The organism is Hamadaea flava, assembly GCF_024172085.1.
GTDB classification, from domain to species: Bacteria; Actinomycetota; Actinomycetes; order Mycobacteriales; family Micromonosporaceae; genus Hamadaea; species Hamadaea flava.
Genome location: NZ_JAMZDZ010000001.1, coordinates 4,995,575 through 5,010,370, shown reverse-complemented (window position 1 = coordinate 5,010,370; position 14,796 = coordinate 4,995,575). Strand labels below are relative to the sequence as shown.

Annotated in this window: 13 protein-coding genes and 1 tRNA gene; 9 read left to right on the top strand and 5 right to left on the bottom strand. The window is 69.4% G+C overall.

The window, feature by feature from the left end; genetic code table 11:
* Window positions 1-16 precede the first annotated feature (16 nt).
* Window positions 17-1,000, top strand: coding sequence for an ATPase BagA (bagA, locus tag HDA40_RS23690; protein ID WP_253759495.1), 984 nt, complete (start codon window positions 17-19; stop codon window positions 998-1,000).
* The gene (gene bagB, locus HDA40_RS23685; protein WP_253759493.1) at window positions 997-2,127 is read left to right on the top strand and encodes an ArsA family ATPase; all 1,131 of its coding nucleotides are present in this window, start codon (window positions 997-999) and stop codon (window positions 2,125-2,127) included. Before bagA ends, bagB begins: the two co-directional genes overlap by 4 nt.
* Window positions 2,128-2,148: 21 nt before the next feature.
* Here bagB and HDA40_RS23680 read toward each other — a convergent pair whose 3' ends face one another.
* The gene (locus HDA40_RS23680) at window positions 2,149-4,656 is read right to left on the bottom strand and encodes a transglycosylase domain-containing protein (RefSeq protein ID WP_253759491.1); all 2,508 of its coding nucleotides are present in this window, start codon (window positions 4,654-4,656) and stop codon (window positions 2,149-2,151) included.
* Between the two features lie 467 nt (window positions 4,657-5,123).
* On the opposite strand from HDA40_RS23680, the gene HDA40_RS23675 reads away from it, so the two are divergent.
* Entirely contained in the window at window positions 5,124-5,414 is a 291-nt protein-coding gene (locus HDA40_RS23675; RefSeq protein WP_253759488.1) for a WhiB family transcriptional regulator, read from the top strand.
* Window positions 5,415-5,623: 209 nt separating this feature from the next.
* Here the strand turns inward: HDA40_RS23675 and HDA40_RS23670 are convergent, their stop codons facing one another.
* Entirely contained in the window at window positions 5,624-6,079 is a 456-nt protein-coding gene (locus HDA40_RS23670; RefSeq protein WP_253759486.1) for a GatB/YqeY domain-containing protein, read from the bottom strand.
* 19 nt (window positions 6,080-6,098) lie between these two features.
* Here HDA40_RS23670 and HDA40_RS23665 point away from each other — a divergent pair, with 19 nt between their 5' ends.
* The 4 genes from HDA40_RS23665 to HDA40_RS23650 all read left to right on the top strand — a co-directional run bounded on the left by HDA40_RS23665 (window position 6,099) and on the right by HDA40_RS23650 (window position 8,380).
* Window positions 6,099-7,004 carry a metallophosphoesterase gene (locus tag HDA40_RS23665; protein WP_253759484.1) on the top strand — a complete coding sequence of 302 codons (906 nt, stop codon included), beginning with the start codon at window positions 6,099-6,101 and terminating at the stop codon, window positions 7,002-7,004.
* A gap of 95 nt (window positions 7,005-7,099) precedes the next feature.
* Window positions 7,100-7,176 (top strand) — tRNA-Pro (locus tag HDA40_RS23660).
* Window positions 7,177-7,248: 72 nt separating this feature from the next.
* A complete protein-coding gene (locus tag HDA40_RS23655; RefSeq protein WP_253759482.1) occupies window positions 7,249-7,554 on the top strand; it encodes a hypothetical protein in 306 nt (101 codons plus the stop codon).
* Between the two features lie 145 nt (window positions 7,555-7,699).
* Window positions 7,700-8,380: a DUF3159 domain-containing protein gene (locus HDA40_RS23650; protein ID WP_253759480.1), complete on the top strand. Its 681-nt coding sequence runs from the start codon at window positions 7,700-7,702 to the stop codon at window positions 8,378-8,380.
* 190 nt (window positions 8,381-8,570) lie between these two features.
* Here the strand turns inward: HDA40_RS23650 and HDA40_RS23645 are convergent, their stop codons facing one another.
* Window positions 8,571-9,380, bottom strand: coding sequence for a bestrophin-like domain (locus HDA40_RS23645; protein ID WP_253759478.1), 810 nt, complete (start codon window positions 9,378-9,380; stop codon window positions 8,571-8,573).
* Window positions 9,381-9,409: 29 nt separating this feature from the next.
* Between HDA40_RS23645 and HDA40_RS23640 the strand changes: the two genes are divergently transcribed.
* Window positions 9,410-10,708, top strand: coding sequence for a DUF6923 family protein (locus HDA40_RS23640; protein WP_372503179.1), 1,299 nt, complete (start codon window positions 9,410-9,412; stop codon window positions 10,706-10,708).
* Window positions 10,709-10,804: 96 nt separating this feature from the next.
* On the opposite strand, the gene HDA40_RS23635 is transcribed toward HDA40_RS23640, so the two are convergent.
* Together HDA40_RS23635 and HDA40_RS23630 are read right to left on the bottom strand one after the other, a co-directional pair.
* Window positions 10,805-12,295 carry a diguanylate cyclase gene (locus HDA40_RS23635; RefSeq protein WP_372502925.1) on the bottom strand — a complete coding sequence of 497 codons (1,491 nt, stop codon included), beginning with the start codon at window positions 12,293-12,295 and terminating at the stop codon, window positions 10,805-10,807.
* Between the two features lie 111 nt (window positions 12,296-12,406).
* Window positions 12,407-13,201 carry a hypothetical protein gene (locus HDA40_RS23630; RefSeq protein WP_253759473.1) on the bottom strand — a complete coding sequence of 265 codons (795 nt, stop codon included), beginning with the start codon at window positions 13,199-13,201 and terminating at the stop codon, window positions 12,407-12,409.
* Between the two features lie 325 nt (window positions 13,202-13,526).
* Here HDA40_RS23630 and HDA40_RS23625 point away from each other — a divergent pair, with 325 nt between their 5' ends.
* The gene (locus HDA40_RS23625; protein ID WP_253759471.1) at window positions 13,527-14,792 is read left to right on the top strand and encodes an aspartate kinase; all 1,266 of its coding nucleotides are present in this window, start codon (window positions 13,527-13,529) and stop codon (window positions 14,790-14,792) included.
* Window positions 14,793-14,796 lie beyond the last annotated feature (4 nt).

Sequence of the window (14,796 nt, the reverse complement as noted above, 5' to 3'; positions counted from 1 at the left end):
AGGTAGCCTCAGCAGTGTGACTACCTCGGCTTCGAGCGACGGGCCGGCCGCCAACCAGTGGCCGGCCCGCCTCCATGTGGTCACCGGGAAGGGCGGGGTCGGCAAGACCACCGTCGCGGCGGCGCTGGCCCTCGGGCTGGCCGCCGGCGGACGGCGCACCCTCCTGGTCGAGGTGGAGGACCGGCAGGGCATCGCTCAGCTCTTCGACCGTGACCCGCTCCCCTACGAGGAGCGGACGATCGCGACGACGCCCGGCGGCGGCGAGGTCCGCGCGCTGGCCGTCGACCCGGAAGAGGCTCTGCTGGAGTACCTCACGCTCTTCTACCACCTGGGCGCGGCCGGTCGGGCGCTGCGCAAGGTGGGTGCCATCGACTTCGCCACGACCATCGCCCCCGGCCTGCGAGACGTGCTGCTGACCGGCAAGGTCAAGGAGGCGACCACCCGCACCGACAACCAGGGCAAGCGGGTCTATCACGCGGTCGTGCTCGACGCGCCGCCTACGGGCCGGATCGGGCGCTTCCTCAACGTCACGGCCGAGGCGGCCAAGCTGGCCAAGATGGGGCCGATCAAGACCCAGAGCGAGGGCGTGGCCGCCCTCCTGCGCTCCCCCATGACCGCGGTCCACCTGGTCACGCTGCTGGAGGAGATGCCCGTGCAGGAGACCATCGACGCCGCGCGCGAGCTGCGCGGCCTCGGCATCCCGGTGGGCAAGGTCATCGTCAACGCCGCGCATCCCCCATTGCTGGAAGGGGTACGCAAAGTGACGCAGGCGGAGCTCCGTCGAGGTCTGGCCGCAGCCGGCCTGGCGACGGACCGGCCGACCGTCGTGGGACTCCAGGAGCAGGCGCAGGCCTATCTCGCCCGGCGCACGGTCGAGACCGAACTGCGAGGTGAGCTGGACGAGGTCGGCCGCCCGGTCGTGGAACTGCCGCTGATCCCGGGTGGCATCGACTTCGCCGCCTTGCGGGAGATCGGCCGCCTCCTGGGGGCGGCAGCATGACTGGTGAGCAGCCCGTGCTCGACGTCGACGCGGTGATCGGCGATCCGGAGATCCGGATCGTGGTCTGCTGCGGTTCGGGCGGGGTAGGCAAGACGACCACGGCGGCCGCGCTCGCACTGCGAGCCGCGGAGAAGCACGGACGGCGTACGGTCGTGCTCACGATCGACCCGGCGCGCCGGTTGGCCCAGTCGCTCGGCCTGACCGAACTGGACAACACGCCCCGGGCGGTCCCCGGTCTCGACGGCGGCCACGAAAACGGCGGCGAGAACGGCGGCGAGCTGAACGCCATGATGCTCGACATGAAGCGCACGTTCGACGAGATCGTCGCGGCGCACACCGAGCCCAAGCGAGCCGCCGAGATCTTCGCCAACCCCTTCTACCAGGCGATGAGCTCCACCTTCTCCGGTACGCAGGAGTACATGGCGATGGAGAAGCTCAGCCAGCTCCGGTCGACCGACGAGTGGGACCTGATCGTCGTCGACACCCCGCCGTCGCGGTCCGCGCTGGACTTCCTGGACGCGCCCGCCCGGCTGGGCCGGTTCCTGGACGGCCGGATGCTGCGGCTGCTGCTGGCCCCGGCCAAGGCCGGCGGCCGGAGCATGTTCTCCCTGGTCACCGCCGGATTCGGGGTGGTCTCGAAGACCGTGCAGAAGATCCTCGGCGCCCAGCTGCTCTCCGATCTGTCGGGTTTCGTCTCGGCGTTGGACTCGATGTTCGGCGGTTTCCGGGAACGGGCCGAGCAGACCTACCGCGTCCTGCAGGATCCGCAGACGGCCTTCCTCGTCGTGGCCGCGCCCGAACCCGACGCCGTCCGCGAGGCCGCCTTCTTCGCCTCCCGGCTGGGCGTCGAACGGATGCCGCTGGCCGGTCTGCTGCTCAATCGCGTACATCATTGTCTGGTCGATCTGGACGCGGACACCGCGCTGGCTGCGGCGGACGAGCTGGCCGGCGTCTCGGACCTGACCGCGGACGCCTTGCGGGTGCACGCGGCACTCGCTGCGCAGGCGGCGCGCGAGCGAGCGGTGATCTCGCGGTTCACAGGCGAGTTCGGGCACGTGCCGGTGCTGGAGATCGAGGCGCAGGCGACCGACGTGCATGACCTCGACGGGCTGCGCGCCATCTTCTAGCGGCAGCCCGTCGAGGGCGGTCTACGGCAGCGTCTGGAGCGGCTGCGCCGGCAGGCAGAACGGCGGGCAGAGCCAGGTCTGGACGCCGTCGTTACGACCGGGTGGCGTGGTCGGGCCGCCAGGCCCACCGGGACCACCCGGGCCGCCGCCACCGGCGCTGATCTGGATCGTGACGTTGCTGCCCTTGCTGGTCGAGCCGCTCGGGCTGGTGCCCGCGACGGTCCCGGCCGGGCAGGACGAGGCCACCGGCTTCTTGTCGACGTCCACGGTGAAGCCCTTGTTCTTCAGGATCGAGGTCGCGTCGGCCACCGACTTGCAGGTCACGTTGGGGATGCTGACCTTGGTGCCGAAAGCGATCTTGGAGCTGGGCTTCTCGAACTGCACCGAGGGCTTGTTCTTCATGGCGTCCTTGAGCGTGTACGCCACCGCAGGGTTCACCACCCCGCTGTGCGGATCCTTGCCGCCGAGATTCTTCCGGCTGACGTTGTTGTGGATGTAGTCCGGGTCGGCGACGATGCCGGCGACCGCGAGCTGCTTGGTGGTGATCATGAAGGACGCGGTGCGCTCGTCGTCGGTGGTGCCGGTCTTGCCCGCGATCGGCTTGCCGACGATGCCCTTGGTTGTCCGGGCGGTGCCGTCCTCGCACTTGCCCCAGAGCGACTTGTCGCCCACTGGGCAGCGGGCCGCGTCGATCGCGGCTCGCGCGACGTCCACCTTCACCCGCTGCTCACAGCGCGGGTTGGCGACGTCGAGGCTGGCCCCGTTGTGGTCGATGATCGCCTCGACCGGGATCGGCTGGCAGTACTTGCCGTCCGCGGCCAGCGTCGCGAGCGCGTTGGCCATCTCCATCGGGGTGTTCTCCGTGACGCCGAGGGTGAACGCACCCCAGGCGTCCGGGTGCGCCGCGTAGTACGCGTCGTCGCAGCACTTCGTGGCGTTGCCCCGGAAGGTCAGGCCGAGTTCCTTGGCCGCCGCGACCGCCTTCTCCGGCCCGACCCGCTGAATCAGTGCCGCGAAGTAGGTGTTCACCGAGCGGCCGAAGCCCGACCACATGTTGCGTACGCCGTTCATCCAGCTCGGGTTGGCGTTGACCGGGCACCAGTAGCCGCCGCAGCTGGCGGGGCCGGACGCGACCGGGTACCGGGAGACGAACGGGCTGACCGCGTTGATCGTGTAGTCGAGCGGGAAGCCGTTCTCCAGCGCCGCGACCATCGTGAAGAACTTGAAGGTCGAGCCGAACTGGTAGCCGTACTGGTCGCCGCTCATCAGCGGGTTCACCGTGTTCGGATAGGTGCCCCGGATGCCCCTCTTCGACTTCGCCGGGTCGGTCGACAGGCCGTTCTTCGGGCTCGCCGCGTCGTCGATCTTGAAGTTGCGGTTGACCGCCATCGACCGGACCTTGCCGGTGCCGGGCTCGACCGAGACCACCATCAGCGCGTGCTTCTTGCCCGTGGCCAGGTACTTCTCGACGTTCTTCTTCGACGCGTTCTGGGTCAGGACGTCCAGCGAGGAGACGATCTTGTAGCCGCCGGTCTTCAACGCCCGCTCGCGCTCGTAGGAGTTCGCGCCGAACGCGGGCTCGTTCATCCACCAGCGCTGAAGGAAGTCGCAGAAGAACCCGGCGCTGGCGACCAGCGTGGCCGTGCAGCCGTTCGGCGCCGGCTTGCCGGTGATCTTCAGCTCGGTCGCCTTGGCCTTGGCCGCCTGGTCGGCCGAGATCGCCCCGATCTCCAGCATCTGGTCGATGACCCAGTCGCGCCGGTTCTTGCCCTCCTTGAACGCGTCCTCGTCGGTCGAGCCGTCGTCCATCACCGGGTTGTACGCGCTCGGCGACTTGACGAGGCCGGCCAGGAACGCCGCCTCCTCGATGGTCAGGTCCTTCGGCTCCTTGCCGAAGTAGACCTGCGACGCCGCGTAGATCCCGTACGCGTGGTTGCCGAAGTACGCGATGTTGAGGTAGCCCTCCAGGATCTGGTCCTTCGTGAGCTTCTTCTCGATCGCCAGCGAGTACTTCACCTCGCGGAGCTTGCGGGCGTTCGTGTCGACGGCCGCGTCGAGCACGTCGTTCGGGTTGTTCGCGGCGTACGTGATCGACAGCCGGACGTACTGCATCGTCAGGGTCGAGGCGCCCTGCTGGGTCTCGCCGGAGTTCTTGTTGGCCACGAAGGCCCGCGCGATGCCCTTGACGTCTACGCCGTTGTGCTCGTAGAACTTGTGGTCCTCGGCGGCGATCATGGCCTGCTGCATCACCTTGGGAATCTCGTCCAAGGCGATGTCCTGCCGGTTCTCGTCATAGATCGAGGCCAGCAGGGTTCTGCCGTCGTTCGCGTAGATCTTGCTCATCTGGGGCGACCGCTTCACCGTCAGCTCGGTCGGCAGATCCGCGAACGCCTGCGCGCCCGACTTGGCCGCCAAACCGGACATCGCGATCGCCGGGAACGCCGCCGCCGCCACCACGACACCCGCGAGCACACCGCAGATCAGCAGCGACAACACATTCGCGAACACGTTGTGATCGCTCTTACGCATCCGGCTTCACCGCCTGGGGGTCTAGTGACGGGGGAACGGGGTATCCCACCGGTCGGCTCAGTGTACGAGGAGCGGCGATAGGCCGCTGCTCACCTTGGCGCGGCCGAAATGCGACACCGATCGCCCGCAGCTTCGTTGGTCAAGACGCACGACCCCCGGTGTGCGGTTGCCCTACCCCAGGCAACGTCCGCCCGGTACCCCTTCGGGGGGATCGGGTCCCGTCCCAGCCGAAGAAGATCCACATATGGCACGCCGGAGCGAAGCGCGCAGAAAAATCCGTTTGAGGCGATTTTGCCGACAACATTGCGTAATCGCCTGACTACGGAGCATGATGGTCCGGCGAGCAATGCCGCCCGTCGAGGGGTAAAGACGGGGAGGAGATCTGCGTTCGCCTGCCCTGCGCGGGGCAGGAGAGCGTCAGAAGACCCCAGGGGCGGCGAGGGGGAACGCAAGGGGGGACGTGAAGCATGAATTCCGACTGGCCCAGCATGGCTGCATGCCGGAACGGAGACCCGGACGCACTGTTCGTCCAGGGTGCGGAACAGAACGTAGCGAAGCGCATCTGCCGGGGCTGCCCGGTGCGGTACGAGTGCCTGGCAGACGCACTCGACAACCGCATCGAATTCGGCGTGTGGGGTGGCATGACCGAGCGTGAGCGGCGAGCGCTGCTCCGCCGCCACCCACAGGTGATCAGCTGGCGCCGCACGTTCGAAACCGCGCTCAAGGAGCAGACAACCAGGCAACTGGTCACAGCGTGAGAAAACCGGCGGCGGGGGCGATCTGGCAAGCCCTCACCGCCGGTTTTTTGCTGCCCACCCGGTGTTTCCGCGCGATCGGTGTTTCCGCGCGATCGGTGTTTCCGCGCGATCAGTGTTTCCGCGCGATCATGAACTATCGGTCGTGATCAACCGGCGTGTCGCGTCCGCAGCGTCCTGATCAATTCCGGGACGGACTGATCAACTCGGGCTCAAAGGCCGAGCTGACGCTTCACCTCGGCGCTCACCCGGCCACCGTCGGCCTTGTCGCCGACCGCGGCCCGCGCGGCCTTCATCGCCGGGCCCATCGAGCCCGGTCCGGAAAAGTCGCCGCCGGCGAGCGCGGCGGTCACGGCCGCGGTCAACTCGTCGTCCGTGAGCTGCTGCGGCAGATACGCCAGAAGCACAGCCTCCTCGGCCTTCTCCGCAGCGGCCGACTCGGCGCGGCCAGCACCGGCGAACGCCTCCGACGCCTCGGCGCGCTTCTTCGCCTCCTTGGTCAGCACCGTCAGCACTTCGCTGTCGGTCAGCTCCTTCTTGACCTTCCCGGCGACCTCGGCGTTGCCGATAGCGGCCAGCGCCATCCGCAGCGTCCGGGTGACGGTCTCGTCCCGGGCCTTCATCGCGTTCCGCATGTCCGCCGTCAGGCGGTCCTTCAGCGTGCTCACGATCGAAGAAACTACGCTAATGGGCATGGGTTCGCTCGGGAAAATCGCCGCCGGCGCCGTCGTGGCGGGCGCGGCCACCTTCGCGTACGCGTCGCTGGTCGAGCGCAACATGTTCACGTTGCGCCGGTTCGACGTGCCGGTCCTCGCTCCGGAGTCGGAGCCGCTCCGCATCCTGCACCTGTCTGACCTGCACATGACGCCAGGTCAGACACGCAAGCAGCGCTGGGTGGCTCAGCTGGCCGGGCTCGACCCCGACCTGGTGATCGTCACCGGCGACAACATGGGCCATCCGGGCGTGTTGCCGGCGCTCAGCGAGGCGCTGACGCCGCTGCTGGCGTACCCGGGCGCCTTCGTCTTCGGCTCCAACGACTACTCCGGCCCGGTCTGGAAGAGCCCGTTCAGCTACTTCGGCCACGACCCGGAGATCGACGGCGCGGACACCTACCGGCACGGCGTCGAACTCCCCCACGAGGAACTGCGAGCGCTGTTCACCGCGGCGGGCTGGAGTGACCTGAACAACGCCCGGGACTCGATCAAGGCCGGCGGCCGCGTCGTCGACCTGGTCGGGGTGGACGACCCGCACATCGACCGCGACGACTACACCGGCTTCCGGCGTACGCCCGAGGCGGCCCTCGCCATCGGAGTCAGCCACACGCCGGAGCCCCGCGTACTCGACGAGCTGGCAGCCGACGGCTGCGACCTCCTCCTCGCCGGGCACACCCACGGCGGCCAGGTACGCGTACCCGGCGTAGGCGCCCTGGTGACCAACTGCGGCCTGGACCGGAGCATGGCCCGGGGCCTGCACCGCTGGCTCGGAACCGACGCGTGGCTGCACGTGAGTGCGGGCCTCGGTACGCACCCGACCGCACCGATCCGGTTCGCCTGCCGGCCCGAAGCCTCGATCCTGACCCTGATCCCCCGCTGATCCGCTGTCGATCCGCTCGAGGCGGCTCGGGGAGTTCTGGGGGATACCCAGTTTGGCGGGGGCGGGGGTGTCCGCTACTATTTCCGAGTTGCCATCGGGGTATGGCGCAGCTTGGTAGCGCGCTTCGTTCGGGACGAAGAGGCCATCGGTTCAAATCCGGTTACCCCGACCATGTCAGGGCCGCTCGCAAGAGCGGCCCTGAGTGCTATTACGCGGCTCCGGCTGATCGACTACCGTCCGCCGCATGTCTCAACCGGCAAGGGCGGGCGACGCCGCCCCCAGTGCTGAGCCCTCCAGTGCGGGTGAGCCGAGGTCGAACCCCTGGCTTCTCGCGATGACCTGCTTCGGGGCCGTCCCGCTGTTCCTCGGCCTGCTGTTTCTCACCTATGGCCTGGACGAGGGCTGCTTCAGCGACTATTGCAGCGGTGACCAACAGAACCTCAACGCCCCGATGCTGGTCGGAATCGGCATGCTCATGATGACTCTGCTCATCTGGACGATCACGATGGCTGCCGCCGCAATCTGCTGGCAAGGTCGGCAGATCCCCTAGCCCCTATTCGGCGTCGGGCGCGTTAGCCTACCCTAACTTGCATGACGTGGCCGGTCCGACATCGAGCACGTTCGCGCGGAATACCGGCGGACGGTGCGGTTATGGTCAAGACGCTGACGGGGCGACCGGCTACCGAGGATGCGAGATGAACGACAGCGAGGCAAGGCAGGAATCCCTGCACGACGTGCTCGGCGGCTATCGCGGTGCGGTGGACGCGAGCGTCGGGCCGCTGGCGTACGTGGCCGGGTATCTCGTCGGCGGCAAGTCCATCGCGTGGGGGGCGATCGCTGCCGGCGTCGCCACCATCGGTGTGGGGCTGTGGCGCTGGCGGCGCGGTGGGAAGCTCACGGCTGTCCTGCTCGGCGCGCTCGGCGTCGGGGTGGCCGCCACGATCGCGCTCTACACCGGACGCGGCTCGGACTTCTTCCTGGCCCGGCTGGCCAGCAATGTGGTCAGCGCGCTCGCCTGGTCGGTGAGCATCGTCGCCCGGTGGCCGTTGCTGGGTGTCGTCGTGGGCACCGCCCTCGGGCAGAAGACGCGCTGGCGGAGGGACCCTTGGCTGCTGCGTGGATATCAGCGCGCGAGCTGGATCTGGGTCGGCCAGTACGCCGTCCGCATCGCGGTCTTCACCCCGCTCTGGCTCGCCGATGCGACCACCGCTCTCGGCTTGACGCAGGCCGCGCTGACCTGGCCGCTGGTCGCCGCCTGCCTGGCGTTGAGCTGGGTGGTTCTGCGGAAGGCGCTCCCGGAGGCCCATCCCGGCATTCGGCATCCCGTCACGGCCGAGTCCCTGGCGGAGACGCCCGATCCCGATCGGGTCCGCTGACCGCACCCTCGGCGCCGGCGAAGTCGATCACCCGCTTACGGAGTTGATCAGGCCGCTACGGACACGACACACCGGTCGATCACGACCATAAGTTCATGATCGCGCAGACAAAGCGGGGCGAGCGCGGGCGAGCGGGGCGAGCGCGGGCGAGCGGGGCGAGCGCGGGCGAGCGGGGCGAGCGGGAAGGGGGCTAGCCAGACAGCTGGGCGAACCGCGCGAGGGCGAACCGGAACGCGTCAGCTTCGATCCGCTCCCCCCGCGCGAACGGGTATTCGAGCTGGTAGACGGCGTACAACAGCAGGACGACCATGACCGTGAGCCCGACGGTGAAGATAAGTTGGGACACGAGCCCGGCGATGTCGAACAGGTACGCGAAGGCGATGGTCAGCAGGCCGCCGCCGACGAGCAGGAACCACATCACGAGCGGGAGTCCGCGCGTGGAGGCGGTGGCGCGGGCGGTGCGGGCTTCGGAGGCGGTCGTGAGGGCGTTCATCGCGGCTTCGTAGGAGTCGACTGTGGCGTCGGACGCGTCGGCGTGCGGGCCGGTGCCGCGCACCGCCTCGCGGAGCCGGTCGAGCGTGTTCCAGCCGTTGAGCGGGACTGACTCGTGGTGTTGCATGGCCGGCCATTCGTCCCGGATGACCTGTTCGGCGTACGAGCGGGCGAGCAGCTGGATCTCGGAGCGGGCCGGGTCCTGGACGTTCTCGGCGTACGCGTAGACGTCGACGAGCGCGGTGGCTTCGGTGAAGGAGTCCTGGCGGGCGGAGCCCATCTGGTCCCAGACGGTGATGACGACGAAGGCCAGCACGATGGCGTACAGGACGCCGACGACGGCGAACACCATGCCGATGGCGTCGACGTAACCGTCGTGCCGTTCCCGGGCTGCGTCGGTGAACCGCTGGACGACGATGACGATGCCGGCCGCGACGAGTGCCGTGACGACGGCGACCAGGATGCCTCCGAAGATCAGTCCCACGTAGACCAGAACGGCGTCCGTCACGCCTCGTAACGGGCGGCGTTGTGCTCGTCATGCGGGTGATCGCGTACGCCGTGGCTGGGGCGATTCCGCTGGTCGGGCTGGCCGCCATGAGGGCCGCCGGACCCGAAGCGGTGAGTTCGTGCGGCGCGGTTCAGGTGCGTACCGCCGCCACCGGGCCGTCCACATTAGTCACCGTCGGGGTGGACGGCGTACCGATGTCGATCCGAGTCCTCCCCCAGCGGATCAACGCGATCGGCCGCGACGACGACAACTCGCTCTACGGCATCGCACAGCCCGTGGGGGCGCGGGCACAGTTCGTGCGCATCTCCGCGCTTGGGCAGATCAGCGTGCTCGGCACCGCGCGCGGCCTCGGCGACGTCTTCGTCGGCACCGCGCATGCCGGAGGACTGCTCCTGCTGAGCGGAAACGACCTGGTCACGGTGCAGATCGCCGGACTGGCCCGGACCGCGGTTCCGTTGAGCGCGCCGGTGGAGATCGGCGACTGGGCCTTCGACCCCACCCGCGGAGCGCTGCTCTCGATCTCGACCGCGTCCGGCCGACCGGCATTGATCTCAGTCGACCCGACGATCGGCACGGTCACGGCACTCGGTTACCCGGCCGGCTTGCCCCGCGGCAGCTACGGCGCGATCTGGCTCGGTCACAACGCGCTGTTCGCCCTCCGGAACGAGACCGGCACGACCTTTCGCGTACCGCTCGACGGGCACGCGGTCACGCGGGTCGCGATGGGCGTACCGGTCACGGCCGCCGACGCCGCGAGCTGCGCGGTTGTTCCGACTCCGCCCGCGAGTCCCTCGCCGTCGCCGGTCCCGCCTTCTCCAGTGGTACGCCCAACGCCGAGCCCGAGTCCGGTCAGCCCGTCCCCGTCCCCTTCGCCGCCGGCGTCCCCGATCTCGCCGTCGGCGATCGCTGTCCCGCCCAGCCCGACGGCTCTGCCCAGCCCATCAAGGCCGCCCAGCCCATCAAGGCCGCCCAGCCCATCGAGTCTGCCCAGCCCACCGAGTCCGCCCAAGGCACCGAGTCCGCCCGAGCCACCGAGTCCGCCCAAGCCACCGGCGGTCGTGGTGGCGCCGAAGCCTGCGCGAGTAGTGCCGCGACCCGCCCCGCCGCCACTGATCCTCCGACCTGTCCCGCCGCAGTCACTGGTTCCCCCGAGAGTGGTGGTGCCACCGGCACTCCTGCCCACCTCGCCGCAGCGAGTCAGCCCGATCGTGGCGAACGCAGAGTCCCACGAACAGGAACGCGAAAGGTCACGTCGCCGGGTGGCGGTCGCCGCCGCGGTGATGACGCTCGGCGCGGTTCTCGCCCGATCCCGTACGCGCACCCGCTAGCGAAGTTGATCAGGTACTCGCGGAGTTGATCAGGCCGCCACGGACATGACACGCCGGTTGATCACGACCGATAGTTCATGATCGCGCGGAAAGCAGTTAGGGGGCTAGGTGGAGGCCGTCGCGGCCGCGGCGTTTGACTTCGTAGAGCGCCTGGTCGGCCCGGCTGAGTGTGGTCTCGCCGAGTTCGTCGCGACGTTGCAGGGCGACGCCGACGGAGATCGTCCGCCCGACGCGGCGAGCGGCCGCCGTGAGCCGCTCGGCGACCGCGACGGCTTCGTTCGGGCTGGGCACCTCGACCACGGCGACGAACTCGTCTCCGCCGATGCGGTACAGCTCGTCCCCCTGACGCAGGGTGCTTTCGAGCGCGCGGGCCAGGTCGACGAGCGCCCGGTCGCCGGCGGCGTGGCCGTACGTGTCGTTGATGACCTTGAACTGGTCCACGTCGATAGCGAGCAGCGCGGTCCGGCCCGGTTCGGCCGCGGCCAGCCGTTCGCCGAACGGCCCGTGGTGCCGCAGTCCGGTCAGCGGATCGGAGCTGGCCCGGTGCCGCAGCCGGGTCAGCGAGTGCAACCGGTCGAGGCAGGTCCAGGCTTGGGTGCCGAGCAGTTCGAGCAGGCTGACCCGGGCCGGTTCGGGATGGGCGGTCACGTCGTCGAAGGCGACCAGGACGCCGCCCAGCGCGCCGGGGCCGATCGGGGCCACGATCATCGTGCGTACGCCGGTCTTGGTGACCGCTTCGAAGCCACGCGGATCGAGCTGGTCCGGGTCGCCGAGGGAGAACGAGGTGCCGTGCCGGCGCGCCCGGTCGAGCAGTACGCCCAACTCCCGCCCGCCCAGGTCGGCGAGCCGTTGGACGAGCACCCGGTCGTGCCGGCCTGGGGAGCTGCTCCGCAACACGACTCCGCCGATGAAGAGAGCGGCGCTTCCGGTCACCCCGACGGGCACGTCGGCCGGCTCCGCTATGTCGCCGGCGATCGGCGTCAGCACGACGGCGGAGGACAGCCCGGAGACGTCCCGCGCCGCTTCGGCCACTCGCGCGTACACCTCGGCTTCGGTTCCCGCCGCCGACAGGGCGACGCTGTGCCGGAGCAGCTTCTCCGCTTGCGTCTCGGCCGGCGGCCCGCCCAGTTCGTCAATGCGCGCCCCGAGCGACTTGCCGAGTTCCTCGGCGAGCACCCGCCATGCGCCGAGATCAGGAGTCGCGGCGAGTTCGCTGGTCCACTCGAGGTTCAGCGCGCCGAGCGGCTCACCGGTGCGATCGAGGATCGGTACGCAGATCTCGGCGACCACGTCCGGGCCGAGCCGGATGAACTCCGGGTCGACCGTCACGTCCGTCAGCACGGCGGTACGCCCGGACGCGTACACGCGGCCGACGACGCCCCGGCCCAACGGGACGGAGGAGAAGACGTGCCAGGACCCGGCCGCCGCGACGCATCGCAGGTGGTCGTGGACGTGCAGCAGAGTCGCGATCAACGCGTCTGTGTGCGTGGCCAGGACGTCGACCACCGCGCGACAGGCGTCGACCGCGCTGTGCGCGGCGCGGAGCCGGTCGGTCACATCTTCGACGATGCGCGGAGGGGTAAGCACGTTCCTTGATCTCGTCCGGGGTGGCAGGGGCGCCCCAGGGGGCGTTATGGCCGCCCACGATACTCACGTCCGCTGAGAGCGCCGGGCGAATCCGGCCAATTGGGACCTGCCTCAACGCCTGCTTGTGGTGGGTGTCACAGAAGGCTTTCCACTGGGCGTACCGCTGGCGCTCGGGGTGAGCGACGGCGCGGGCGGCGACGCGTTCACCAACGGCTGCCCCGGGATGACCGCGCCCGGCAACGTGATCGTCGGCGGCGCGGGCGTCGGCGCGCCGACGAGAGTGAGCGTTCCGACGCTGGTCCGGGCGCCGGTCAGCGTCCCGTTGTCGGCGTAGCAGTAGATGCCCGGATCGACCGGCGCCTTGACGGAGACCGCCGAGGTGTCGACGGTGTAGCAGGCGCCCTGCACGCCCGGCAGCGCCGTCGCCGTCGTCACCGCCAAGGCGGCCTGGCGATCCATGAAGACCTCCAGCCAGTCGGTGAACAGATGCTGGACCTTCGGGTCGTACGCCGACACCACCTTCGACAGGCGTACGCATCCACTCTGCGGCCGGGTCGCCGACGGCAACGCGCACTGGTAGAGCGAGCCTGAGGTGCGTACCAGTGAGATGTCGACCGTGCCCCCCAGGGCCGTGGCCGGGACGTCGACCTTCCACCCGCCGTCCTGCGCGAGAGTGACGGTCACGGACCGGTCGGGGCGGCCGGTCGTCTTGAGCGAGTAGAGCGCCGTCTGGTGCAGGTCCTTCGCGGCGGCCGCGCGAGCCGCGAGGACTGACCGGGGGTCGTCCGGCGCGGCCGGGCCGGTGGTGGGATCGACCTCGGTCGGTGGCGGCGAGCTGCAGGCGGAGGCGAGGACGGCCGCGGTCGCCACAGCGACGAGGGCGATAAGGGGTCGGGCGACACGCATGGGCGAATTCTCGTCCCAGCGCGCCACGCCGGTGTGCAACGACACAGCCGATCTTCGGCCGCAATCCTTCCGGCCCGGCGCGGTCCGGGACGCAGCCTGATCGCCCGCCCCGGCGGCCTCGCGCAGATCTTGTACGCCGGGTCAGATCGTGGGAACGGACTGTGCTGATCAGGGGGGCGGACCGGTATCCTCACAGGTGCCTTCGCCCGGACACCCCCGCGCGAAGTCCCGTGCGCCGCAGTCAGCGGGCGTGCACGTCTTTCTGACGACACAGCCGGCCGCGCAGCCTGACGGCACAGGCCGGCGAGGAGAGGAGAGCCGCACCGTGGCCCTGGTGGTGCAGAAGTACGGCGGTTCCTCGGTTGCGAACGCCGAGCGGATCAAGCGGGTCGCGGAGCGGATCGTCAACGCCCGCAAGTCCGGTGACGAGGTCGTCGTGGTCGTCTCCGCGATGGGTGACACGACCGACGAGCTGATCGATCTCGCACATCAGGTCAGCCCTCTGCCGCCCGGTCGCGAGTTCGACATGCTGCTGACCGCCGGCGAGCGCATCTCGATGGCGCTGCTCGCGATGGCGATCCACAACCTGGGCTACGAGGCCCGGTCTTACACGGGGTCGCAGGCCGGCGTGATCACCACGTCGGTGCACGGCAAGGCGCGGATCATCGACGTGACGCCGGGCCGGCTGCGCGGTGCCCTCGACGAGGGCGCGATCGCAATCGTCGCGGGCTTCCAAGGGATCTCCCAGGACACCAAGGACATCACCACCCTGGGCCGGGGCGGCTCCGACACGACGGCCGTAGCGTTGGCCGCGGCGCTGGACGCCGACGTGTGCGAGATCTACACCGATGTGGACGGTGTGTTCACGGCCGATCCCCGGATCGTCCCGAACGCCCGGCACATCGCCCAGGTCACCTACGAGGAGATGCTCGAACTGTGCGCGTGCGGCGCGAAGGTGCTGCACCTGCGTTCGGTCGAGTACGCCCGGCGGGCGAACCTGCCGATTCACGTGCGCTCGTCGTACTCGGACAAGACCGGCACCATGGTCACCGGATCAATGGAGGACCTCCCCGTGGAACAGGCACTGATCACCGGTGTGGCGCACGACCGCTCGGAAGCCAAGATCACCATCGTCGGCGTACCGGACACCCCTGGCGAGGCCGCGCGCATCTTCGAGACGGTCGCCAACGCCGAGACCAACCTCGACATGATCGTGCAGAACGTCTCCACCGAGGGCACCGGGCGTACGGACATCTCCTTCACGCTGCCCAAGGACGACGGCCCGGCCGCGATGGCGGCGCTGTCGAAGGTGCAGTCCTCGATCGGCTTCAAGGGCCTGCTCTTCGACGACCATGTCGGAAAGGTGTCGCTGGTCGGCGCGGGGATGCGCTCGCACCCCGGTGTCGCGGCGCGGTTCTTCGCCGCCCTCGGCGAGGCGGGCGTCAACATCGAGATGATCTCGACCTCCGAGATCCGGGTCTCGGTGGTCTGCCGGGACAGCGACCTCAACAAGGCTGTCCTCGCGGTGCACGACGCGTTCGAGCTCGGCGGCGACACCGAGGCGATCGTCTACGCCGGCACCGGGCGGTAGTCGC

What these genes read in the sequence shown, in the direction of transcription:
- bagB (WP_253759493.1), top strand. Translation starts at nt 997, where the DNA reads ATGACTGGTGAGCAGCCCGTGCTCGACGTCGACGCGGTGATCGGCGAT.
- HDA40_RS23680 (WP_253759491.1), bottom strand. Translation starts at nt 4,656, where the DNA reads ATGCGTAAGAGCGATCACAACGTGTTCGCGAATGTGTTGTCGCTGCTG.
- HDA40_RS23650 (WP_253759480.1), top strand. Translation starts at nt 7,700, where the DNA reads ATGAACGACAGCGAGGCAAGGCAGGAATCCCTGCACGACGTGCTCGGC.
- HDA40_RS23665 (WP_253759484.1), top strand. Translation starts at nt 6,099, where the DNA reads ATGGGCATGGGTTCGCTCGGGAAAATCGCCGCCGGCGCCGTCGTGGCG.
- HDA40_RS23640 (WP_372503179.1), top strand. Translation starts at nt 9,410, where the DNA reads ATGCGGGTGATCGCGTACGCCGTGGCTGGGGCGATTCCGCTGGTCGGG.
- HDA40_RS23655 (WP_253759482.1), top strand. Translation starts at nt 7,249, where the DNA reads ATGTCTCAACCGGCAAGGGCGGGCGACGCCGCCCCCAGTGCTGAGCCC.
- HDA40_RS23675 (WP_253759488.1), top strand. Translation starts at nt 5,124, where the DNA reads ATGAATTCCGACTGGCCCAGCATGGCTGCATGCCGGAACGGAGACCCG.
- HDA40_RS23630 (WP_253759473.1), bottom strand. Translation starts at nt 13,201, where the DNA reads ATGCGTGTCGCCCGACCCCTTATCGCCCTCGTCGCTGTGGCGACCGCG.